The 20634-nt window shown below is 71.1% G+C and carries 19 protein-coding genes; 11 read left to right on the top strand and 8 right to left on the bottom strand.

Annotated elements, in window-relative coordinates; all coding sequences use genetic code 11:
• Window positions 1-71: 71 nt before the first annotated feature.
• Together AB0B85_RS04430 and AB0B85_RS04425 are read right to left on the bottom strand one after the other, a co-directional pair.
• The gene (locus AB0B85_RS04430; RefSeq protein WP_357403474.1) at window positions 72-4961 is read right to left on the bottom strand and encodes a permease; all 4890 of its coding nucleotides are present in this window, start codon (window positions 4959-4961) and stop codon (window positions 72-74) included.
• Between the two features lie 149 nt (window positions 4962-5110).
• Complete coding sequence (locus AB0B85_RS04425) at window positions 5111-6538, bottom strand: UDP-glucose/GDP-mannose dehydrogenase family protein (RefSeq protein WP_357403472.1); 1428 nt, start codon at window positions 6536-6538, stop codon at window positions 5111-5113.
• 250 nt (window positions 6539-6788) lie between these two features.
• Between AB0B85_RS04425 and AB0B85_RS04420 the strand changes: the two genes are divergently transcribed.
• From AB0B85_RS04420 to AB0B85_RS04410, 3 genes are all read left to right on the top strand, one after another.
• The gene (locus AB0B85_RS04420) at window positions 6789-7952 is read left to right on the top strand and encodes an acyl-CoA dehydrogenase family protein (RefSeq protein WP_357403470.1); all 1164 of its coding nucleotides are present in this window, start codon (window positions 6789-6791) and stop codon (window positions 7950-7952) included.
• 151 nt (window positions 7953-8103) lie between these two features.
• On the top strand, window positions 8104-8463 hold the full coding sequence (locus AB0B85_RS04415) for a nuclear transport factor 2 family protein (protein ID WP_357403468.1): 360 nt from the start codon (window positions 8104-8106) through the stop codon (window positions 8461-8463).
• A gap of 56 nt (window positions 8464-8519) precedes the next feature.
• Window positions 8520-9935: a DHA2 family efflux MFS transporter permease subunit gene (locus AB0B85_RS04410; RefSeq protein WP_357403466.1), complete on the top strand. Its 1416-nt coding sequence runs from the start codon at window positions 8520-8522 to the stop codon at window positions 9933-9935.
• A gap of 24 nt (window positions 9936-9959) precedes the next feature.
• On the opposite strand, the gene AB0B85_RS04405 is transcribed toward AB0B85_RS04410, so the two are convergent.
• Genes AB0B85_RS04405 through AB0B85_RS04390 form a run of 4 tightly spaced genes read right to left on the bottom strand, consistent with a single transcriptional unit; the run spans window position 9960 to window position 12302 of the window.
• Window positions 9960-10688, bottom strand: a complete 729-nt coding sequence (locus AB0B85_RS04405) for a DsbA family protein (RefSeq protein WP_357403464.1) — start codon at window positions 10686-10688, stop codon at window positions 9960-9962.
• A complete protein-coding gene (gene fabG / locus AB0B85_RS04400) occupies window positions 10685-11428 on the bottom strand; it encodes a 3-oxoacyl-[acyl-carrier-protein] reductase (protein ID WP_357403461.1) in 744 nt (247 codons plus the stop codon). Before fabG ends, AB0B85_RS04405 begins: the two co-directional genes overlap by 4 nt.
• 30 nt (window positions 11429-11458) lie before the next feature.
• Complete coding sequence (locus AB0B85_RS04395) at window positions 11459-11926, bottom strand: beta-hydroxyacyl-ACP dehydratase (RefSeq protein ID WP_357403459.1); 468 nt, start codon at window positions 11924-11926, stop codon at window positions 11459-11461.
• The gene (locus tag AB0B85_RS04390) at window positions 11913-12302 is read right to left on the bottom strand and encodes a FabA/FabZ family ACP-dehydratase (RefSeq protein ID WP_357403457.1); all 390 of its coding nucleotides are present in this window, start codon (window positions 12300-12302) and stop codon (window positions 11913-11915) included. Before AB0B85_RS04390 ends, AB0B85_RS04395 begins: the two co-directional genes overlap by 14 nt.
• Before the next feature lie 157 nt (window positions 12303-12459).
• Here AB0B85_RS04390 and AB0B85_RS04385 point away from each other — a divergent pair, with 157 nt between their 5' ends.
• The 5 genes from AB0B85_RS04385 to AB0B85_RS04365 all read left to right on the top strand — a co-directional run bounded on the left by AB0B85_RS04385 (window position 12460) and on the right by AB0B85_RS04365 (window position 14910).
• On the top strand, window positions 12460-13434 hold the full coding sequence (locus AB0B85_RS04385) for an alpha/beta fold hydrolase (protein ID WP_357403455.1): 975 nt from the start codon (window positions 12460-12462) through the stop codon (window positions 13432-13434).
• A gap of 5 nt (window positions 13435-13439) precedes the next feature.
• Window positions 13440-13757, top strand: coding sequence for a hypothetical protein (locus tag AB0B85_RS04380; protein ID WP_357403453.1), 318 nt, complete (start codon window positions 13440-13442; stop codon window positions 13755-13757).
• 1 nt (window position 13758) lies between these two features.
• Window positions 13759-14166, top strand: coding sequence for a hypothetical protein (locus tag AB0B85_RS04375; RefSeq protein WP_357403451.1), 408 nt, complete (start codon window positions 13759-13761; stop codon window positions 14164-14166).
• A gap of 5 nt (window positions 14167-14171) precedes the next feature.
• On the top strand, window positions 14172-14540 hold the full coding sequence (locus tag AB0B85_RS04370; RefSeq protein WP_357403449.1) for a hypothetical protein: 369 nt from the start codon (window positions 14172-14174) through the stop codon (window positions 14538-14540).
• A 112-nt stretch (window positions 14541-14652) separates the two neighbouring features.
• Window positions 14653-14910 carry an acyl carrier protein gene (locus AB0B85_RS04365; RefSeq protein ID WP_357403447.1) on the top strand — a complete coding sequence of 86 codons (258 nt, stop codon included), beginning with the start codon at window positions 14653-14655 and terminating at the stop codon, window positions 14908-14910.
• Window positions 14911-15292: 382 nt separating this feature from the next.
• Here AB0B85_RS04365 and AB0B85_RS04360 read toward each other — a convergent pair whose 3' ends face one another.
• The gene (locus tag AB0B85_RS04360; protein WP_357403445.1) at window positions 15293-16495 is read right to left on the bottom strand and encodes a cytochrome P450; all 1203 of its coding nucleotides are present in this window, start codon (window positions 16493-16495) and stop codon (window positions 15293-15295) included.
• Window positions 16496-16553: 58 nt separating this feature from the next.
• Here AB0B85_RS04360 and AB0B85_RS04355 point away from each other — a divergent pair, with 58 nt between their 5' ends.
• Genes AB0B85_RS04355 through AB0B85_RS04345 form a run of 3 tightly spaced genes read left to right on the top strand, consistent with a single transcriptional unit; the run spans window position 16554 to window position 19372 of the window.
• Window positions 16554-17750: a beta-ketoacyl synthase N-terminal-like domain-containing protein gene (locus AB0B85_RS04355; RefSeq protein ID WP_357403443.1), complete on the top strand. Its 1197-nt coding sequence runs from the start codon at window positions 16554-16556 to the stop codon at window positions 17748-17750.
• Window positions 17747-18553, top strand: a complete 807-nt coding sequence (locus tag AB0B85_RS04350) for a beta-ketoacyl synthase N-terminal-like domain-containing protein (RefSeq protein ID WP_357403441.1) — start codon at window positions 17747-17749, stop codon at window positions 18551-18553. Before AB0B85_RS04355 ends, AB0B85_RS04350 begins: the two co-directional genes overlap by 4 nt.
• Window positions 18554-18577: 24 nt before the next feature.
• A complete protein-coding gene (locus AB0B85_RS04345) occupies window positions 18578-19372 on the top strand; it encodes an SDR family oxidoreductase (protein WP_357403439.1) in 795 nt (264 codons plus the stop codon).
• Between the two features lie 5 nt (window positions 19373-19377).
• On the opposite strand, the gene AB0B85_RS04340 is transcribed toward AB0B85_RS04345, so the two are convergent.
• Complete coding sequence (locus AB0B85_RS04340; protein ID WP_357403437.1) at window positions 19378-20634, bottom strand: NAD(P)/FAD-dependent oxidoreductase; 1257 nt, start codon at window positions 20632-20634, stop codon at window positions 19378-19380.

Below are 20634 nucleotides of genomic sequence, written 5' to 3'. Positions count from 1 at the left end.
CCTACCCAACCGGGCCCTGAGCCGCGCCCACTCACCCTGCGTCGGCACCCACCCCGCCGTGGCCCTCCGGTTCATCTCATGCCGCGGAGCGCGGTCTGGAGGCGTTCCTGTGCCCGGCGGCGGCGCTCGTTGCTCGCACCGAGCACGAGTAGCAGGATGCCCACCGGGATGAGCGCCAGCCACGGGCCGAGGCTGACGAGTGCGTGGATCGCGGCGATCGCGGTGACCGAGGCGCCGACGATCACCGGTGCCTGTTGCCGGCTGGACGATCCGAAGATCAACACCGCGACCGCGCCGAGTAGCAGCAGCATCTGCCGCACCGTGCTGGACTCGGTGGCCAGCACGATGGCCAGCGTCGGGACAAACGCGGCGACAAGTGCCGGCCCGTACGCGACCCAACTGCTCAGGTCCGCTCGGTGGCGCAGCTCCAGGACGCCGACGAGCAGGGCCAACGCGGCGAACGGCAGCGTGTACGCCTCGGGCAGCGCCACGTTGGCGACCCGCATCAGGATCCACCACGCGGTGATCTCGCAGACCACCACGGCCCAGAACAGGATCCGGCGTTCCACCGGGCGGCGGCCGGGCCGGGTCGCCGCGACACCGAGGACCGCACCCCAGGCGGCGAGCAGGGCGGCGATGTGTCGCGGCGAGTCGAAGGCCAGGGCCAACGCGATCAGCGCGGCAGCGTAACCAGTCCACTCCACAGTGGATGCTTCCCGCTGCGCCTCGGGGCGGCGCAGCCGGGGCAGGGTCGCGGCGAGCACCTGCAGGACCGCCCCGACCGCGAGCACCCCGAACGCGGACCAGACCGCGGCCAGCCCGGCGACCAGACCGGCGGTGAGGACGAAGAGCTGCGCCATGAGGGAGGCGAAGAGCCAGCCGAGGATGCGCGCCCGCTGGGTGGTGCCGAACAGCGCCCCGACCGCGCCCACCCCGACACCGCTGCCCAGGGTGAACAGGGTCAGCTGCCGGTCGGCCAGGCTGCCGGCCAGCCCGGCGCTGCCGCCGGCCAGACCGATGACGAACACCAGCACCCGGGCCAGCCGTAGCGAACGGGCCCGTTCGGCGAGCGGCGGCGGCGGGGTAAGCGCGAGACCGAGCATCGCGATGGTGAAGACGGAGAGCGCGGCGACGGTGCTGGCGGGCCAGCCCAGGCCCAACGCGATGGGTGCGATGAGCAGGGTGACGGCCGCCCCGGGCAGCACCACCGGCACGGCCCGGGAACGCCGACCGCCGCTGAACCCGGTGGCGGCCAGCGCCGCGGTCGCGGTGAGCAGCAGCGCCGTCAGCACGTGCGTCGGGTTGACCACATCGGCCGGCGGGGTGAGCAACTCCGGCGGCGGGCCCTGCCAGATCCGGGTCAGGGTGCGGTGGGGCTCGACCAGTGCGACGACCAGCGCCGGTGCGATCGAGGCGAGGGCCAGGGCGGTCGGCAGGGCCGCCGCCGCAAGTGCGCCCGCAGCCGGGTTGACCCGCCACCGACGCCGCTGCGGATCGTCCGGCAGTCGCCGCAGTGCCCCGTCGAGCCGTACCGCCCAGCGTCGGACCGGCTGGGCGGAGCCGGTGGGCGGCACGGTGGCCGCTCGGATCAGCTCGGCCAACACGCCGAGCAGGGCGGCGGCGGCCGCGTAGACGCCCGCCGGGAGGCCGGTGGGGATGGCGGCGAGAGCGCTGATGCTGGCCCCGCCGACCACCGCGACGCTGACCCAGGGCAGGTATTGCGGCACCTGCCGGCGGACCGCGGCCACGGCGGCCAGACCGAGGCTGGACGCGGCAAGCGCGGCGGTCAGCACCACCTGCGCCGAGTTGTCGAATTCGGCGGCAAGCGCCGCCACCGCTCCGGGGAGGGCCAGCAGCGCGGCACCGATCGCCGCGCCACCGATCTGCACCAGGTGCGGTGGCATCCCCTCGGTGTCGATGTCGGTCACCTGTGGGCCGGCCAGCACGCGGGCCAGCGTCGCCACCACCACCCCGATGAGCGCGATGCTGCCCAGGGCCAGCGCCGTCGTCCAGGGCCGGACCAGGCCGGCTCCGGCGGCGTGCAGCGCGACCACCCCGGCCACTGTGGCCCGGGACAGCGCGGCGCGTGGCTCCTCGGTGGCCACCGCGGCCATCCCGTACACGGTGGCGACCATCCCGCCGACCAGGACCGGCGACCACCAGGCCAGATCGAACGCGGCCGGGGCGCCGATAGTGGCGAGCACCACGGCCCCGCCGGACACGTCCCACCGCCAGGGCGGCGGGAGCAGGATGCCGGCGGCGAGGGCCAACAGTGCCAGCGCGACCGGTGCCTGCCAGGTGGCCCCACCGACGGGCGAGGCCGGCCAGCCGCTCAGGTCGCCCCGCCAGATCGGGCCGGGGGTGGCCAGCACGCCGACCCCACCGCGCACCGCCGACCAACCGGCGAGTACGCCGATCAGCAGCCCGCCGGCGGCGAGACCGAGGATCGGTCCGCGTCGCCACTCCTCCGGCATGGTGCGTGCGCCCACGGCGACCACCAGGACCAGTGCGGCGGCCATCGCCAACTGCCCGCCCGGGGCGAGCACCGCCCCGATCCGCACCAGCGTGGCGATCAGGGCGGTGGTGACCGCTGCGGCGGCCAGGTCCGAGCCGTCGAGGGTGAGGTCGGCGCGCCGGCCGGCGTCGATGGATGGGGCCAGGAACAGCAGCACCGCGGCGACCAGCAGCAGCGCGCCCACCCAGGCGTCGGCGACGGTCGCGCCGGGCGCCCCGAACGCGGCGGCGGTCACGAGCAACGCGCCAAGCCCGGTGCCCACCGAGAGCGGTGCGGGGATGCGCCGCTGGGAGACCTGCACGACGGCGGCGTAGCCGAGGGTCGCGCAGACCGCCAGGAAGCTTGCCGCCAGGACCGGAACCGTCGCCTCCCGGAGGCTGGCCGGGGTGGGGGTCGGGTCGGTGGGGACGTTGGCGGCCACGAACGCGGCCACCGCCCCGGGCAGCGCGAACGCCGCGCCACCGGCGGCCCAGGCGGTGACCGTGTCGGAGGCGGCCGAGGCGATCCGGATCCGGGGTGCCAGCGTGACAAGCGTGCCGGCCACGAACAGAGTGAGCAGGACCGCTGCGGTGAGGGTGGGGCGTGACAGGCTGGCACCCGCGCCGAGCAGGCCCACCACGGCCGCCCCGATGGCGTGTGCCGTCGCCGCCCGGTCGGTGCGGGCGGAGAGCCCGATCACGCCGATGCCGATCGCGGTGATCACCATCGGCCAGGGTGCCGTGGCCCAACCGAGACCGAGCGAGGCCGGCACGGCCAACGCGGTGAGCGCCGCGCCGGCCACCGCGAATTCCCGGCGGATCTCCGTGGGCAGGGCCAGCACCGCCGCGATGGTGAGCAGGAAGGCGGCAGCCGCGAGCTGCCACGTGGTCGGCCCGACCGCGGCGGCCAACTCGGCCGGATAACTGTCGAGGTCGGCATCCCAGGCGGGCAGTGCCGCCCGAACCGGCGCCACCCCGGCGCGCAGCGCGCCACCGGCGACCACCAGCCCGCTGACGGTAAGCGCCACCGCCGAGGCGAGCTGCGGGCCACGTCGGGCCGCCTCGGGGACCGCACGCACGGCCAGCCCGGTCACCGTGATGACAGCGGCGATCAGCAGCAGTGCCCGGCCCGGGACGGCCACCGAGGCGATCCGGCTCAGCGCCCCGATCACGGCAAGCGTGACGATGCCTGCCGCGACGTCGGGCAGCGGCGGGCGACGCAGCACCAGCGCGCCGGCCAGCCCGATCGTGGCGGCCAGCAGCAGCACCACCCCGGCCCCGGTGGCGGTCGGCACGGTCTGCGCCCGGAGCAGGGCGGTGACCGCGTACGCCAGCGCGACCGCGACCGCCACCGCGTGCAGCACCCAGGTCAGCTCGCCCAGCCCGGGGACGGGGCGGGTCGGCCGGGTGTCGGCGGAACCCGCGCCGGCGTCGATCAGCTCGCCGGCCTCCTCCGGGTCGCCCTCCGGCCGGGTCTCGGCGCTGCGCGGGCGGGGCGCCGAGGTGGTGCCCGTCGATGGCACGTCCTGCCGGACGGGGCGTTCCAGGGTCACCCCGGAACGGGCCAGCCAGAGGTCGATGAGGGCGACCAGGGCCAGCACCAGAGCCCAGCCGCCCGGACCGGTGACCTGGTCGTACGCCAACAGCGGCAGCACCGGCTGCGCGGCGAGCACTGTGGCGAACCGGGGTGCGCGCAGACCGGTCCAGCCGGCGTACCCGAGGGCGACGGCGGCGGTGACCGCGAAGAGCACCCCGGCGAAGACAGTGCCGGAGGCGCCGCCGGCGCCGATCCGGTCCACGGCCCAGAGGGCGTTGCCGGCGAGCGGCACCAGCAGCAGGCCCACCGCGGCGATGGTCTCGGCGGTGGAGGTGAGCCCGCGCCGGGCCAGCGCCGGTGGGGCGAGCAACATCAGCACCGTGGCCAGGACCAGGATGCCGAGCCGGGCCAGCGCGTCCATCGAGCTGGTGGCGACCGCGGCGAAGACCACCGCGGCCACCGCGAGCAGCAACGCGCCGAGCCCGAGGGGGATGTTCTGCACCTCGCGCGACGAGGCCTCCGGCGGGTGCGCCGGATCGTCAGCGTCCAGCCAGCTCGGCCCCGGCGGGGGCGGGTCCGCGGGGGCGGCCGGGGTGCCCTGGCGGGGCACCCGGGGTGGCGCCGACGTGCCGGCGGTCGGTGGCCGCCGGCCGGGGCGGCGGCGGAGCACCCGGCGGGGCCGGGTGGCCTGCTTGAGCCGCTCCTCACCGGCGTGCGCGAGGATGTCCCGCTGGAAGAGCGCGGCCTGCATCTTCGCGGCGATCTGCCGCTGCTCGCGGGCGATGGCGGCGTCGCGCGCCTTCATCTCCGCTATGGAACGCTCGATGTCCGCCAGGTGTTCTACCCATTGCGGCTGGTCAGCCCCGCAGTGTGGGCAGTGGACGGCCGGCTTGATCTCCCGGCCGCACGAGGAGCATTGAAAGTTCGCCACGACACCCCTCCACCCGCACTGTGGACTTCCACTGTCGCAGCATGCCCAAAGCTGGCCCGGATTTCGACTGTTGTCGGCGGGTCCGGGGCAAACAACGACACCGGCCGGCCACCGAGAGGTTCGGTGGCCGACCGGCGGGAGTGCTCCGATCAGGGGCGGCCCATGCCCCGGTATTCCCAACCGGCCTGGGTCCAGAGCGCCGAGTCGAGGCAGTTTCGACCGTCGACCACCTTGCGACCGTTCACCAACTCGCCGAGGGCGACCGGGTCGGCGTTGCGGAAGTCGGCCCACTCGGTGAGGACGCAGACCAGGTCCGCCCCGGTGACCGCCTCGTTGATGCCGGTCTCGTAGGTCAGCTCGGGCACCGCGCGGCGGGCGTTCTCGGTGCCCTGCGGGTCGTACACGTGCACCTCGGCGCCGGCCTTGTGCAACAGCGCGGCGACGGCGAGCGCCGGAGCGTCGCGGACGTCGTCGGTGTTGGGCTTGAAGGTCGCACCGAGCACGGCGATCCGGGTGCCGGAGAAGTCCGGACCGGCCGGACCGGAGCGGCGGCCGAGCAGATCCGAGGCGAGTTGCAACACCCGGGTACGACGGCGCAGGTTGATCAGGTCGACCTCGTGCAGGAAGCGCAGCGCCTCGCCGGCACCCAGCTCCTGGGCGCGGGCCTGGAAGGCCCGGATGTCCTTGGGCAGGCAGGCGCCGCCGAAGCCGAGGCCGGCCTGGAGGAACCGGTTGCCGATCCGTGGGTCGTAGCCGATCGCGCGGGCGAGCTGGCTGACATCGCCACCGGAGGCCTCGCACACCTCGGCCATCGCGTTGATGAAGGAGATCTTGGTGGCCAGGAAGGCGTTCGCGGCGACCTTGACCAGCTCGGCGGTGGCGAAGTCGGTGACCACCAGCGGCACCTCGCGGTCCTCGGTGGCGGCCAGGTCGAACACGCCCTTGTGCGCGGCGTAGAGCATGCCGTTGGCCCACTCGCTCTTCACGCCGACCACGATCCGGTTGGGGCGCAGGACGTCGTCGACGGCGAAGCCCTCCTGCAGGAACTCGGGGCTCCACGCCACCTCGACGCCCAGGTCGTGGGGGGTGTGCTTGCCGACCAGTTGCTCCACCCAGTCGGCGGTGCCGACCGGCACGGTGGACTTGCCGACGATGAGCGCCTTGCGGGTGAGGTGCTGCGCGAGGCTGGTCACCGACGCCTCGACGTACGACAGGTCGGCGCCCATCCCGTCGGCCCGCTGTGGGGTGCCCACGCAGATGAAGTGCACGTCACCGAAGTCGGCGGTCTCGGCGATGTCGGTGCTGAACCGGAGGCGACCGGCGGCGAGGTTGCGCCGCAGCAGCTCGTCCAGGCCGGGCTCGTGGATCGGCACCTGTCCGGCGTTCAGCATCGCGATCTTGTCGGCGTCGACGTCGAACCCGAGCACGTCGTAGCCCAGCTCGGCGTAGCAGATGGCGTACGTCGCACCGAGGTAGCCGGTCCCCAGGAACGTCACCCGCGGTCGAGGCGCGCCCGAGGGCGGTGCGACCGCGGCGATGGCGGGGGTCGGCTGGATGGTGGGGTAGGGGATCGTCACGCCTGTCTTCTCCGCTCGCACTGGCGGCGCGTCGTCGCGTCGCATTCTGCTGCGGCGCCTGGCCGGGCACCGGAGGGGTGGCTCACTGTTGTCTTCCATCATCGCCCAGCGGCGTGGGTGCACCCCCATGCCCATACCTACGCGCCGGTAACATCACCTGAACTGCAGTCGGTAGTCTTCAGTCTGCGCGGTCGGCGGTCAGGAGTCGTCACAGACTGCGCATGATAGCGGTGAAGGGGAGGGGCCCAACATGGCCGCAGGCGAGTTGTTCGACGTCTACCGGTTGCCCGAGGAGCACCAGGCCATCCGCGAGGCGGTTCGTGAGGTCTGCGCGGCGAAGGTCGCCCCGCACGCCGCCGAGGCCGACGAGACCGGGGAGTTTCCCAAGGCGTCCTACGACGCGCTGCGGGCGGCCGACTTCCACGCCCCGCACATCCCCGAGGAGTACGGCGGCGCGGGCGCTGACGCGCTGGCCACGGCCATCGTGATCGAGGAGGTGGCCGCCGCCTGTGCGTCCTCCTCGCTGATCCCTGCGGTGAACAAGCTCGGCACCATGCCGCTGTTGTTGTCCGGTTCCGAGGAGCTCAAGCGCCGCTACCTGACTCCGGTCGCGGCCGGGGAGGCGATGTTCTCGTACTGCCTCTCCGAGCCGGAGGCGGGCAGCGACGCCGCCTCGATGACGACCCGGGCGGCGCGTGACGGGGATCACTGGGTGCTCAACGGCGTGAAGCGGTGGATCACCAACGCGGGCGTCTCCGATTTCTACACCGTCTTCGCCGTCACCGACCCGGCGGCCCGTTCCCGGGGCATCTCGGCCTTCGTGGTGGAGAAGTCCGACGCCGGTGTGAGCTTCGGCGCACCGGAGAAGAAGCTCGGCGTCAAGGGCTCGCCCACCCGCGAGGTCTACCTCGACAACGTGCGGATTCCCGCCGACCGGATGATCGGCGCGGAGGGCACCGGCTTCGCCACCGCGATGACGACCCTGGACCACACCCGGGTCACCATCGCCGCGCAGGCCGTCGGGATCGCGCAGGGCGCGCTCGACTACGCCAAGGGGTACGTGGCCGAGCGTCGACAGTTCGGCAAGGCGGTGGCGGAGTTCCAGGGCATCCAGTTCATGCTCGCCGACATGGGCATGAAGCTGGAGGCGGCCCGGCAGCTCACGTACGCGGCCGCCGGCAGGTCCGAGCGGGGCGACGCGGACCTCACCTACTTCGGCGCGGCGGCCAAGTGCTTCGCCTCGGACGCGGCCATGGAGATCACCACCGATGCGGTGCAGTTGCTCGGCGGTTACGGCTACACGCGGGACTACCCCGTCGAGCGGATGATGCGTGACGCCAAGATCACCCAGATCTACGAGGGCACCAACCAGGTGCAGCGCATCGTGATGGCGCGGCAGCTCCTGAAGGGCTGACGCGCGGTTCGCGATCAGACGGCCACCTCGGACACGTCCGAGGTGGCCGTCTCTTCGTTGGGTCTGCTGGATCATTGGACCAGCCGTCGGATATGGCGAATCGGCCCGCGTCGGGGGTGGTGCGGCGCGATTGCGGCGGTAAGCTGCCGGCATGGCCGAGGATTTGCGACAAGCCGTCGAGGCGCACACGGCATTGTTCAACGAATGCGTGCGGTCGGGCGACTGGCAGGCGTTCGCGCAGACATTCACCGAGGATGCGCGAGTGACATTCACTGATCTTCCGGTGCCACCGATCGTCGGGCGGGACGCGCTCGCCGCGGCCTACCGGCGGCGTCCGCCGCAGCAGACGATGGTGCTCGACGGGGTGCGCATCGAGAGCCCGGACACCGCGCATGTGCAGCTCAGGTGGGATGACGGCACACCGGGGGCGATGCTCACCCGCTGGCGGGACGGGATGGTCGCGGTCAGCGAGATCACGATGAGTGTTGGTGCGGACAGCGCTGGGTCTTGACGCCACTCCGGCCGCGACCTAGTGTAAACCGCGTTGACTCGGACGGGGGCGGGATTGTGCCGGATGAAGCTCCAGTCGTCGGTAAATCAGCCTCGCTCCCTCTCCTGTTGTCCTGCGGAGCGGCATTTCTCGCTCTTCTCGATGTCACAGTAGTCAATCTGGCGATTCCCGATCTGATCACGTCGTACCCAGGCGTGACGGTTGCCGACGCCTCCTGGGTCATCACCATTTACGCCACGGTTTTCGCCGCGCTGCTGGCGCCGGCGGGCCGCATCGCGGACGTGATCGGCCGGCGGGCTCTCTTCATGACCGGCGTCGGCATCTTCACCGCGATGTCGCTGCTCGACGCGCTCGCGCCCAACCTGGCCGTACTGCTGGTCGGCCGGGGCCTCCAAGCGGTCGGTGCCGCCGCCATGATCCCGGCGTCGCTCGCCATCGTCCTGCACGACACCTCGGCGGCCCGGCGCGGGGCCGCGATCGGGGCGTGGAGCGCGGCGGGTGCCCTCGCCGCGGCGCTCGGCCCGGCGCTTGGCGGCATCCTGGTCGACGCGTTCGGCTGGCGCTCCGTCTTCGTGATCAACCTGCCGCTCGGGGTGCTCATCGTGCTCGGGGCCGTGGTGCTGCCGGCCGGCCGGAGCGCGGGCGGCCGTCTGCCCGACCTGATCGGCACGACACTGCTCGCGGGCGCGGTCGGCCTGGCCGTCCTCGGCGTCACCGAGGGCGGTGACTGGGGCTGGGGCGACCTCCGGACGATCGCCTGCCTGGCCGGAGCTGTCGCGGCCGGAGCGCTCACGGTGTGGCGGTCGCTGCGCCATCCGGTGCCGACGATCGAGATCGCGCTCTGGCGCAACCGCGGGTTCGCCGTGTCCAACCTCGCCTCCCTGCTGTACGGCGGGGCCCTCTTCGCCTGGATGCTCTGCTCGGTGTTGTATCTGACCGAGATCTGGCACTACCGCGAGTTGCGGGCGGGCCTGGCGATGAGTCCCACCGCTGTGCTGACCGCAGTGGTCGCGGTCCTGACCGGCCGCTTCATCCACCGGCTCGGTCTGCGCGCCGCCGTGCTCCTCGGCGCCTTCGTCATGGCCGCGGGCGCCGGGCTCTTCGCGCTGTGGGCACCCGACACACCCCACTTCGCGTCCTTCTTCCTCCCGGCCGCGGCGCTCGGCGCCGTGGGCATCGGCGTGATCACCACCGGCGTCTCCACGGCGGCCGCCCTCTCCGTGCAGCCCCAGCGCTTCGCCGCCGCCACCGGCCTCAACCAGACCGCTCGGCAGATCGGCGGAGCCCTCGGCGTCGCCGTCCTGGCTGCGGTCCTCGCCGGGCAGGACGCCGCTCGCCTGACGGCCTACCGTGAGGTCTTCGGCTTCTGCGCACTTCTCGCGGTTCTGGCCGGTGTGGTCGGTGTCTTCCTCGTCACGCCGAGCCGTCCCCAACCCGCCCCGGCCCGGCCGGTCTCGAAAACGACTGTCTGACCCGGCCGCGGTTGTGGGTGTCGCTTATCCGCAACCACCGGCGTGGCCCTGATCGCCTCCCGGGCTCACGGTGACGGATACCTGGTCGTCCGTGCTGGTCGGGGCGGTCGCCGCGACCAGCTTCGCCGATTCGCTGTCCGACCGCCGGTCGGCGCGAACCGCGGCGACGAAGTCGGGGAGGCGGTCCAGCCCCCAGAACTTCTCGCGGCCGTGCACGAAGAACGGAACGCCGAAGACGCCGTCCTTGTCGATGCGGCGGAGGGCGACGAGCCCGTCGGCGCGCAACTGCGGGTCGGATACCGCATTGCTTAATTCTTCCGGGCTCAGCTGCAGTTCGATGGCGATAGCGGCCATCGTGGCGGGGTCGCTGATGTCGCGGCCCTCCTCCCAGCGCGCGCGGTAGACGACATCGATGAAGGCGCGGCCCCGGCCGAGGCGTTCGGCGGCGAGGTAGGCCAGGTGGGCCACCTCCCAATGCGGGGCGCGGTCGACCGGCCACGTGATGGCGAGACCGCGGCGCTGGGCGAGCCGGCGCACGTCCTGCAGGATGTAGAGCGCCTTGGCGCGGGACATGTTCACATAGGGAAATGCGCCGCCGCTGTCGGTGAGCGCTGCCCGCGACTCCTCGTCGGGCTCCCAGAAGGGCCGCCACTCGATGACGTCGGCGACGTCGGTGTGGACGCTCACGAGATCGCGGTAGGCAAGCCACGAGTACGGGCTGCGTAGCGAGAAGTAGAAGCGTGCGGCCTTCACAGCACGATCCCACCGTCCACCGCGAAGACCTGGCCGGTGATGTACCGCGCCCGGTCCGAGGCGAGGAACGAGACGAGGTCGGCGACCTCGTCGGCCGTGCCCATCCGACCCATGGGGATCTGTTTGAGCGCCCGCTCGCGGATCCGTCCGGTGAGCGCCGCCGTCATCTCCGTCTCGATCATGCCGGGGGCCACCACGTTCGCCCGGATACCGAACTGGGCGACCTCCTTGGCCAGCGACTGGGTCAACCCGATGATGCCCGCCTTGCTGGCCGAGTAGTTGGTCTGGGTGGCGTTGCCCCGCAGGCCGACCACGGAGGAGAGCGTGACGAGGCAGCCCGAGCGGCGCTTCATCATCGAGAAGATCGTGGCCCGGCAGGCGTTATAGGTGCCGTCGAGGTTCACGTCGACGACCTCGCGCCAGTCCTCCGGGCGCATCATCACCATCGGGTTGTCACGCACGATGCCAGCGCTGGTGACCATCACGTCGACCGGGCCGAGATCCTCCTCCGCGGCGTCCACGAACTTCTTCACCGCGGCGTAGTCGCGGACGTCCACCTGGTGGGCGCGGATCCGGGTGCCACCGGCGGACGCCGCCTCGCGCACCTGTTCGGCCGCGACGGGACTGGCGTGGTAGCAGAAACTCACGTCGAAGCCGTCGGCGGCGAGGCGTCGCACGATCGCGGCCCCGATCCCGCGTGACCCGCCGGTGACCACCGCGGTCGGCCGTCGTTCGTCCATCTCAACCTCCCGAGCTCGAGTCTTGCGGGGTCACGCGGGGCTGCGCAGCTCGGCAGCCTCGCGTAGCGCGATGATCACTTGACCGACCCGCAACACCGGAACGTCGGCCACAGTGGACTCGCCGGTGAACACCGCCGCGTCGGAGAGCAGCTTGAGTGCCCGCACGTGATGGGTCACCTGGTCACCCGGGTGGACCGGCGCGAGCACCTCGATGCGGTTGATCGCCCCGAACAGCGTCACCCGACCGGCGAGCACGTCGGGGTTGGGCGTGCCGTGGACGGCGAGGACCCCGGCCGCCTGGCACCACGACTCGACGAGCAGGGTGAACGGATAGGAATAGTCGGCCGCTTCGTCGGGCAGGCCGGCATAGCACGGTTCATTCGCAGTGACGGCCTTTGTCGCAATCAGCGAATCGCCCGGAATCATGGAGTCGACGCGATCAATCAACAGCATCGGGAATCGGTGCGGCAGTATCCGCTTGATCTCAGCGGTGTCCATTCTCCCCGCCCTCCGCGAAACGTAGGACGATCAAGGCCGCCTCGCTGACCAAACCGTCAGGTCGACCGGTCGAGATCTGGGCCGAGCAAGCATCAGCCGGAAAGTCGATGTTGATGGTCAACCGATCACCCGGGAACACCGGTTTGATGAACCTGACCCGGTGGACACTTGTCAACTGGGCGGCCGGTCGGTGCTGGTAGGCGGCCTGCAGAGCGCATTCGACCAGGCAGACGCCAGGGAAGATCGGAAAGCCGGGGAAGTGGCCGGCGAGCACCGGCTCGGCTGGATCAATATCCATTGTGCACACGAGCCCGCCGGGGTGGCGGCTCACGACCTGCGGCGAGTGTGAGAGAGGCGTGGCTCTGGAGATCAACACTTCCCCTTCCCTCGTGAGGCCACGAGCCTACCGGAGATGTATCCGACATTGAGCACTGTGCACCATCGTTGATCACCCCGAAGTTGAAGATAGGGGTGGTCTTTCGGGGTACCCCTAAATGTAGAGTGGATGCAATGGGAAAATGGGGGTGAGGCACTTGCGGGCTAAGCCGTCCCGGTTGGTCGACCTGGCGAGCGTGGTGACGATCGTCCCGTTGGGCGTGGCGGCCTGGGTCATGACCCGCGCAGCCTGGAGCGTCTATCACCCCAAGCGCCGAGCGGTTCGGCAGACACCGGCGTCGTTCGACCTGCCGGCCGAGCGAATCACCGTTGCCGGTGCCGACGGCGTCGCCCTGGCCTGCTGGTTCATCCCAGCTCCGGAGGCGGGCGGCGACACCGTGGCGCAGACCGCCGAGGAAGCCGGGCAACAGCAGGTCGTCGTCGTCCTCGGCCACGGCATGGGCCGCAACAGCGGCATGCTCATGCCGTTGGCCAAGACCCTGCACGAGGCGGGTTACCACGTCCTCACCTTCGACATGCGCAACCACGGCGACAGCGCCGACGACCGACTGTTCCGAGGCCAGTCCCCGCGCTACGCGATCGACCACCACAACGTCGTGACCTCGTTGCGGTCGCGGTCCGACCTTGGGGACTTCCGGGTCGCCTGCGTCGGCTTCTCGATGTCAGCCTGGACCTCGCTGGAGTGCGCCCGACTCGAGCCGGGCCTGGTCCGCGCGGTGGTCTGCGACAGCGGGCCGACTCTGGACATCGAGGGCACCATCAAGCGGACCTTCGACGCCACGATGACGAAGCTGCCGCGCTTCCTGGCCGGCCCGGCGATGCGGGCCGCCTCCCGTTTCTTCTTCACCCGGGCATCGCTCTTCTTCCTCAAGCCCGCGCCCTGGCCGCAGGAACTATCCGATCACTCCGTCCGGCTGCTGTTCATCGCGGGGGAGGCCGACCCGGTTGCCCGGCCGGAGGACATCCGTGCGCAGCTGAAGCACTATCCGGAGGCCGAGGTGTGGTGGGTTCCCGGTGCCAGCCACACGACCGCGCGCCTGATCGCCACCGACGAGTACGACAAGCGCGTGCTGGCGTTGCTCAGCGACACGTTCCAGCGGCCGGCGGGGTGAGTGTCGTGCGGTCGTACCTCCTGGTGGAGAGCCGCGCCGAGCAGGAGAGCCCGGACGTGCCGCGGTTCTTCGAGCTCGGCACCGGGTTGCGCCGCGCCGGTCATCCGGTGACCGTCTTCCTCATCCAGAACGCCGTGATCGGCGCACGTGCCCCGGCGGTGACGAGCCTGGTCGACGCCGGCGTCGAGGTCTGGGCCGACGAGAGTTCGGTGCGCACCCGTGGTCTTCTCCCCGAGGACTACCCCGAGGGCGTTCGCCTGGGCGGTATGCCCAATCTGGTAAGCATGCTCATGGCGGCGGGCTGCGTCCCGGTGTGGCACTGAGATGGCTGCCCCTGCCGATGGCCGGTCCCTGTTTCTGGGGTTGATCGGAGCGCCGTACGAGTCGGATCTCTTCACCACGGCGGTCCGTATGGCCGAGGAGGCGGTCCGGCAGGGCCATCAGACGACTCTCTGGACCTGCGGTTACTCGACCGCGCTGACGGTTACCGGCCTGGCCCCGACCAAGCCACGCAACCTGACCGAGTGGGACCGCGACTACCCGTCGTCCGCTGCGCTCGCCACACACCTGATCGACTGGTCCGCCGGTCGGCTGGCGTGGCTGGTCTGCCGCTACTGCGCCGAGGAGCGGGGGGCGTCGGCGCAGATCCCGGCGGTGCGCATCCGTCCGCCGTACGAGTTCGTCGAGCGCTCCCGGGCAGCCGACGTGAGCCTGGTGCTGGGGACCAAATGACGACAGTGGCGATTCTGGAGCGGGCCCACCGCGGCGCGATCGAGGAGCAGTACGCGCACGAGTTGTGGCTGGCGCACGGCCTGCACCGACAGTCCCCGATGGTGGTGCTGCTGCGCGGGCTCGCCGCGACGTATGCGATCGACACCGCACCGCCGGGGCCGATCGAGCTGGGCGGCGCCGGTTGGGGTGTCTATCCCGACTACCGGGCGGCCATCCGGCGACTGCTCGACGATGACGCGCGAGTGCTGGTGTCGGCTAGCGCGCTGGATCGGCTCGGAATGTCGGACAAGCGATTGTTGCCGGGACTAGGGGTATCCGAGGATCATGAAATAACCAAGCTGTTGATCATTGCGGAGCGCATCTTGTTCCTTTGATATGAACCACTCAAGCCCTGTTGTCCGACTGCCCTTCCAGGGTAACCTGAATTCGGCTTTTGCGTCCTCATCGGGGGGTCGCGTCCTGATGCGATTGAATAGGAGTCGACGGATGTCCTCGAGCGTTAGAACACTCGATCCGGAAGAGCTGCGCCGTTTCGTTGCCGACGTGCTCGACCTCGATCCGGAAAGCGTGACCGACGATGCGAATTTCGTCGCCGAGCTTGGCGTCGACTCGCTGAAGGCCTTGGAGGTGCTGGTCGCGCTCGAGCGCAAATACGAGATCAAGATCTCGGAGGACGAGGTGCGCGACATGACCTCGTTCGGAGAGGTGCGCGAGATGGTCGAGGAGAAGCTGGCGGCAGCCTGACCAGCCCCATGTGCCACGCGGCCGCAGCGTTGCGGCCGCGTCGCCATGTCCGGGGAGGCTCCGCGGGCGCGGCCCCGACCGCAGCCCGACACGCCTACAAGTGCTTGTCGACCTGGGTGCCCGGCACGTCGACATCGGCCAGGGCGACGTCGCACCCGGGCGGCGCAGGCACCGGGTGCGCCATCACGGCGGCCGGGACGCGCGGGGCGCCCGATGGCCGGGACGCACGGCACGCCCTGATGGCCAGGACGCGGGGCGCGCCCGACCGGCTGGGACGCGCGGCGCGCCCGAGGGCCTGGCCGCGCGATCCCTGGTGGGCGCGATCGCGCGTGGACGGCCCGGTGGCCGGGGCGGAATTGCCGCCCCGGCTCGGACCGGACCGTCAGAACGACACCGGCAGGGCGGCCAGACCCCGGTTGCTCGCCGACGGCAGGAAACGCAGCTTGACGTCAGGGATTCGCAGGTCAGGTGCTCCGGCCAGCAGCGCGGCGAAGCTCTCCTGGGTCTGTATCCTCCCCAGCGCCGCGGCCACGCAGTAGTGCAGACCGTGCCCGTACCCGAAGTGGCGGGGCTTCTCGCGGGTGATGTCCAGTTCCTCGGCGCCGGGTAGCGCGTCCGGGTCGCGGTTGGCCGAGGCGAGGCAGAGTCGCACCAGCTGGCCCGCCTCAATGTGCTGGCCGAAGAGGTCGAGATCGACGCTCGCGACTCGGTCGTTCATCTGCACCGGGCCGTCAAAACGCTGGAGTTCCTCGATCGCGGTCGGCAGCAGGCCCGGGTCGGCGCGCAGTGCGGCCAGTTGGTCGGGGTGGTTGACCAGCGACAACAGCCCCAGCGCGAGCATCTGGGTGCCGGTCGGGTGACTCGCCTGGTAGAGGAACACGAGGCTGTCCAGCAACTCCTCCCGGGTCATCCGGGCGTTCGTCGTGCCCTGGGCGAGCAGGCTCAGGACATCGTCGCCGGGGTGTGCGGTGCGCCTGTCGACGAGTGATCCGAAGTACTCGTACATGGCGGTCAACGCGTCCTGCCCGGCCTGGAGCACCTTGCGGGTCAGCATCGGCTCCGACGTCAGCGAGATGGCCCGGGACCAGGCCACGAACTGCTCCCAGTCGGCCCGAGGTAGGCCGAGCAGATGATTGATCACGTAGACCGGGAGCGGGTTGGCGAAGTCGCCGACCAGGTCCAGCCCGCCGGCCGCGAGCCCCGGCGCGAGCAGTTCGTGCACCAGGGCGGCGACCGCGGGACGGCAGCCGGCCAGCACGGCGGGGCTCAGCGCGCGTTCGTGGATCTCCCGCAGTGGCGTGTGTCGAGGCGGATCGATCATGACGAGCCAGTTGCTCATCATCTTCTCCAGCGGCCCGTCGTCGGGGCTGCGCCGCCAATCGCGGAATCCGTTCCAGCCACGCGTGTCGCGGGAGAGCAGCGGATTTTCGTACGCGGCCAGCACATCCTCGTATCGAGTGACGATAAAAAATCCGAATTTGGTCAGGTGAACCGGGTTCTCGGCCCGAAGTTGCGAATAGTGCGGATAGGGATCAGCGAAATATCCGGGCGACATCGGGTTGTAGGTAACGACTTCGTGCTCCACGTCTGCGGCTCCCTCAGAGACTGTTGTTCACGGCGTTGCATACCTATACTCGAAGCGGTTGTCGAAATTCGCGGCGCGGGGGGCACAGTTGGAGCGGATACTCATTACCGGCCTGGGCGTCACCTCTTGCGTCGGAAACGGGGTGGACGCCTATTGGGCCGGGCTCGCCAGTGCGCGCAGCGTTCCCGCACCCGTCGACGATCCCCGGGCCGACATGGACAATCGGCTGCTCTACGCGGTGCCGCCGATGCCCGTCGAATCCGACTCCGGTGCCGGCACTCCGGGGCGTACGTCGACCTTCGCGCTCGCCGCGGCCCGGGAGGCGCTCGCCGACGCGGGCCTGGCCGGTGGCGACCTCGCCGAGGTCGGCGTGAGCGTGGGCACCGGCGTGGGCGACGTCAGCCTCTTCGAGTGGGCACCGGACGACGGTCCCGGGCCGGAGGGCGTCACAGCGTTCCCGTTCAAGGTCGCCGCGACGCTCGCGAGCGGCCTCGGTCTCGGCGGTCCGGTCACCAGCGTGAGCACCGCGTGCTCCGCCTCGGCGTACAGCGTCAGTTTGGCCGCCGACCTGATCCGTGACGGCGCGGCGGACATCGTGCTCGCCGGCGGTGCCGACGGATACACGCGGGTCGGGGTGGCCTGCTTCAACCGGATGGGTGCGCTCGACCCGGTGGTGTGCCGGCCGTTCGACGCCGGTCGCCGCGGCACGATCTTCGGTGAGGGCGCCGCGATGATGGTGGTCGAGTCCGAGTCGAGCGCCCGCCGTCGCGGCCGTCGCGGCTACGCGACGGTGGCCGGAGCCGGCTGGAGCTGCGACGGGCACCACCCGACCGCGCCGGACCGGGGCGCCCAGCAGATCGTCCGTGCGATGCGCGACGCCCTGGCCGAGGCAGGTGCCAGCCCAGACGAGGTCGACTGTGTCGTCCCGCACGGAACCGGCACTCCGCTCAACGACGAGGTCGAAGCCCGCGCCCTCGGTGCGGTCTTCGGGGCCGGTGACGCCCTGCCGGCGTACAGCCTGAAGGCGATGCTCGGCCACACCGGCGGAGCCGCCGGCGCCTTCGCCCTGTTGACCGCCGCGCTGATCGTCGCGCGTCGGGAGATCCCGCCCAACGTGCCGCTCGCCGATCCCGATCCCGCCTGCCCGATCCGCCTCCCGGAGGTGGCGTCCACGACCCGGGCACGGCACGCCCTGGTCAACGCCTACGCGTTCGGCGGCAACAACATCTCGGTGCTGCTGGGGAGCGTGGCATGAGCGGCGACGTGGTGTTGACCGGATCGGCCTCTCTCGTCTCACCGGAAACGGCCCCGTCGGACGGTGCCGCCGGCTGGTTCGACCCGGCCGAGCACCTCGGGGCCCGCGGCTGGAAGTACCTCACGCCGGCAACCCGGTTTCTGCTCGCCACCGCCCAGCTCGCGATGGCCGACGCGAAGCTGGACCCGGCGACCATGGCACCCGAGTCGATGGGTGTGGCCGTCGGCACCAACTTCGCCGCGGATCCGGTCGTCGGTCGGCTCGACCAGACGGTACGCACCGAGGGCGCGCACTGGCTCAGCCCCGCCGAGGCGCCCAACTTCTCGGTGAACCTGGCGGCCAGCCACGTGTCGATGAGATGGGCGATGCGCGCCTTCAATCTGACCCTGACCAATCCGATGGTCGCCGGCATCGACGCGGTCCTGACGATGGCCGGGGCGATCCGACGGGGTCGGGCCCGACTCGGCCTCGCCGGTGCGACCGAGGAAAGGCCCACCGCCTACCGACCTGGGGGCGGTATGGCCGGGGAAGGGGCGTGTTGTCTGGTGCTCGAGTCGCGGCAGACGGCGATCGAGCGGGGCGCCACCCCGTTGGCCACAGTGGCGGGCGGCTTCAGTCGCTTCCACGGTCGGCCTCCGGAGGATGACGGGACGCCCTGGGTGATCGTCCCCGCCGACGCGCCATACCTGACCCTCGCACCCCTGCTCGCCGCGCTCGACCTGCTGGCTGTGCACGGCCGGGCCACCGTGGTCGCGTCGAGTCCGCACGGCAACCTGGCAGCACTGACGTTGAGCGACCGCTGAGCGGCACGGAACGAGGAGGACCGGATGGACGACGTGTTGAACGGCCAGTGGAGCTTGATCCTCGGGGTCTCGGCCGGAATGGGACGGAGCACCGCGCTCGGTCTGGCGGCGGCCGGCTGCAACATCGCCGGGGTACATCTCGACACGTCGGGCCGGCAACACGAGGTCGATCAGTTGGTCGAGGAGTTGCGTGCCTTCGGCGTACGCGTCGAATTCTTCAACGCCAACGCGGCGAGCGCCTCCGTCCGCGCCGAGGTGGTTGCCAAGCTGGGCAAGCTGACCGACGGGGCGGGTGTGCGGGTGCTTATGCACTCGCTGGCCTTCGGGTCGCTGGTGCCGCTGCTGCCCTTGCCCGAGCAGCCCGGCGCCACCGCGAGGCAGATCGACATGACGTTCAACGTGATGGCCAACAGCCTGATCTACTGGTTCCAGGATCTGTTCGCCGCGGGACTGCTCGTCGACGGCTCGAAGGTCTTCGCCATGACCAGTGCCGGCACGGCACGCTTCACCAGCCACTACGGGCCGGTCTCGGCGGCCAAGGCGGCTCTGGAGAGCCACGTGCGCCAGCTCGCCGTGGAAGCGGCACCGCACGGGATCAGCGTGAACGCGTTGCGGGCCGGCATCACGCTCACCGAGTCGTTCCGGCGCATCCCCGGCAGCGACGCTCTGAGCGAGCGGGCCAGTCTGGGTAACCCGCACGGTCGTCTGACCACGCCAGAGGACGTGGCCGAGGCGGTAGTGCTGCTGTCGCGGGCGCGATCGTCCTGGATCACCGGCAATGTGATCGGCGTCGACGGTGGTGAGTTCCTGACCGTCTGACGAGGTCATTTGGCCCCTCCGGGCATCAGACCGGTCCGCATCAGCAATGTCGCCACACTGGACAGTGAGCCGAACTCGTCGGGGTGCACGCTGCCCGCGAGCACCCCGAAGAACCGGTCCCGCGCGTTGTCGTCGATCTCGAGGGCCCGCAGCACCAGCATCTGCATGTTGGTCAGCGGCAGATAGCGGGCCTGCTCGATGGTGTAGCGGAAGATCGGCTCGGCCAACTCGTCGCGTCGCCGCTGGTAGTGCCCGAACGCCTCCTCCTCGGTGCGCTCGCCGGCCAGGCTCTGGTGCAGCGCGTCGCTGACCAGCTCCACGTCCCGGAAGGCGTCGGAGATGCCGAGAGCGGTCACCGGATCCTTGTGATAGCCGGCGTCGCCGACAAGCGCCCAGCCCGGCCCGTACGGCCTCCGGAAGAAGTTCGGCACGTCATGTGTGCCGACGAACTTGTGCACCCGCCGCGCGTCCTGGAACCGCTCCGCGAACTCCGGGCTGGTCTGGGTGCGCACGGTCTCCAGGTAGTTGCCCTCGACGTCGCTGCGGTAGCGCCGCCATTCGTCGTGCGACCAGCCGGAGAGGACCACTGTGAGCCCGTCGTGGGTGGGGATCGCGGGCACGCACCGGCCCGGCCGCCAGTGGATCAGCAGCCGGTCCATCGGGAGGTTCTCCCAGTACGTCAGGTACGTCGTGGTCAGCGACGGGATCGTGTGGTATTCCTCGGCGTTGACAGTGCGGGCGACGAAGGAGCGCATTCCGTCCGCCCCGACCACGTAGCGCGCGGTGACGTCGACCGGGGCCCGGCCCTGCCGGCGCAGCCGGACACCGGTGACCCGGTCGGCGTCACCGAGCAGGCCGGTCACCCCGGCGGCCTGCTCGACCTCGACGCCGGCCTCCTGTGCCGCCTGGAGCAGCAGGTGGTCGAGCACGATGCGGCGCGGGCAGACCCCGAACCGGTACCCCTCGTAGGGCGGGGGAGTGCCGGTCAGCTGGATCGGCCCCCAGTCGGAGGCCAACCGGTCGACCGGCGGGCAACCCGTCTTGAGCAGGCGGTCCAGCAGGCCCCACCGGGCCAGGCGGGCCACCCCGTAGGCATGGATGAAGTGTGACGACATCATGTCGCTCGGAAAGGTCATCCGATCGACGAGCAACACTCGCCATCCACGGCGGGCCAGCAGCATCGCTGTCGGCGACCCGGCCGTCCGGGCGCCCACCACGATCACGTCGTAGTCGGGCGCCCGGCTCGCTGCAGCTGGTTGCAC

The sequence above is a fragment of the Micromonospora sp. NPDC049044 genome (assembly GCF_040649215.1).
Classification (GTDB): Bacteria; Actinomycetota; Actinomycetes; order Mycobacteriales; family Micromonosporaceae; genus Micromonospora.
Note: the sequence above shows the minus strand (reverse complement) of the source record. Positions and strands in the feature narration are given on the sequence as shown.

What these genes read in the sequence shown, in the direction of transcription:
- AB0B85_RS04395 (WP_357403459.1), bottom strand. Translation starts at nt 11,926, where the DNA reads ATGGACACCGCTGAGATCAAGCGGATACTGCCGCACCGATTCCCGATG.
- AB0B85_RS04415 (WP_357403468.1), top strand. Translation starts at nt 8,104, where the DNA reads ATGGCCGAGGATTTGCGACAAGCCGTCGAGGCGCACACGGCATTGTTC.
- AB0B85_RS04375 (WP_357403451.1), top strand. Translation starts at nt 13,759, where the DNA reads ATGGCTGCCCCTGCCGATGGCCGGTCCCTGTTTCTGGGGTTGATCGGA.
- AB0B85_RS04365 (WP_357403447.1), top strand. Translation starts at nt 14,653, where the DNA reads ATGTCCTCGAGCGTTAGAACACTCGATCCGGAAGAGCTGCGCCGTTTC.
- AB0B85_RS04345 (WP_357403439.1), top strand. Translation starts at nt 18,578, where the DNA reads ATGGACGACGTGTTGAACGGCCAGTGGAGCTTGATCCTCGGGGTCTCG.
- fabG (WP_357403461.1), bottom strand. Translation starts at nt 11,428, where the DNA reads ATGGACGAACGACGGCCGACCGCGGTGGTCACCGGCGGGTCACGCGGG.
- AB0B85_RS04350 (WP_357403441.1), top strand. Translation starts at nt 17,747, where the DNA reads ATGAGCGGCGACGTGGTGTTGACCGGATCGGCCTCTCTCGTCTCACCG.
- AB0B85_RS04420 (WP_357403470.1), top strand. Translation starts at nt 6,789, where the DNA reads ATGGCCGCAGGCGAGTTGTTCGACGTCTACCGGTTGCCCGAGGAGCAC.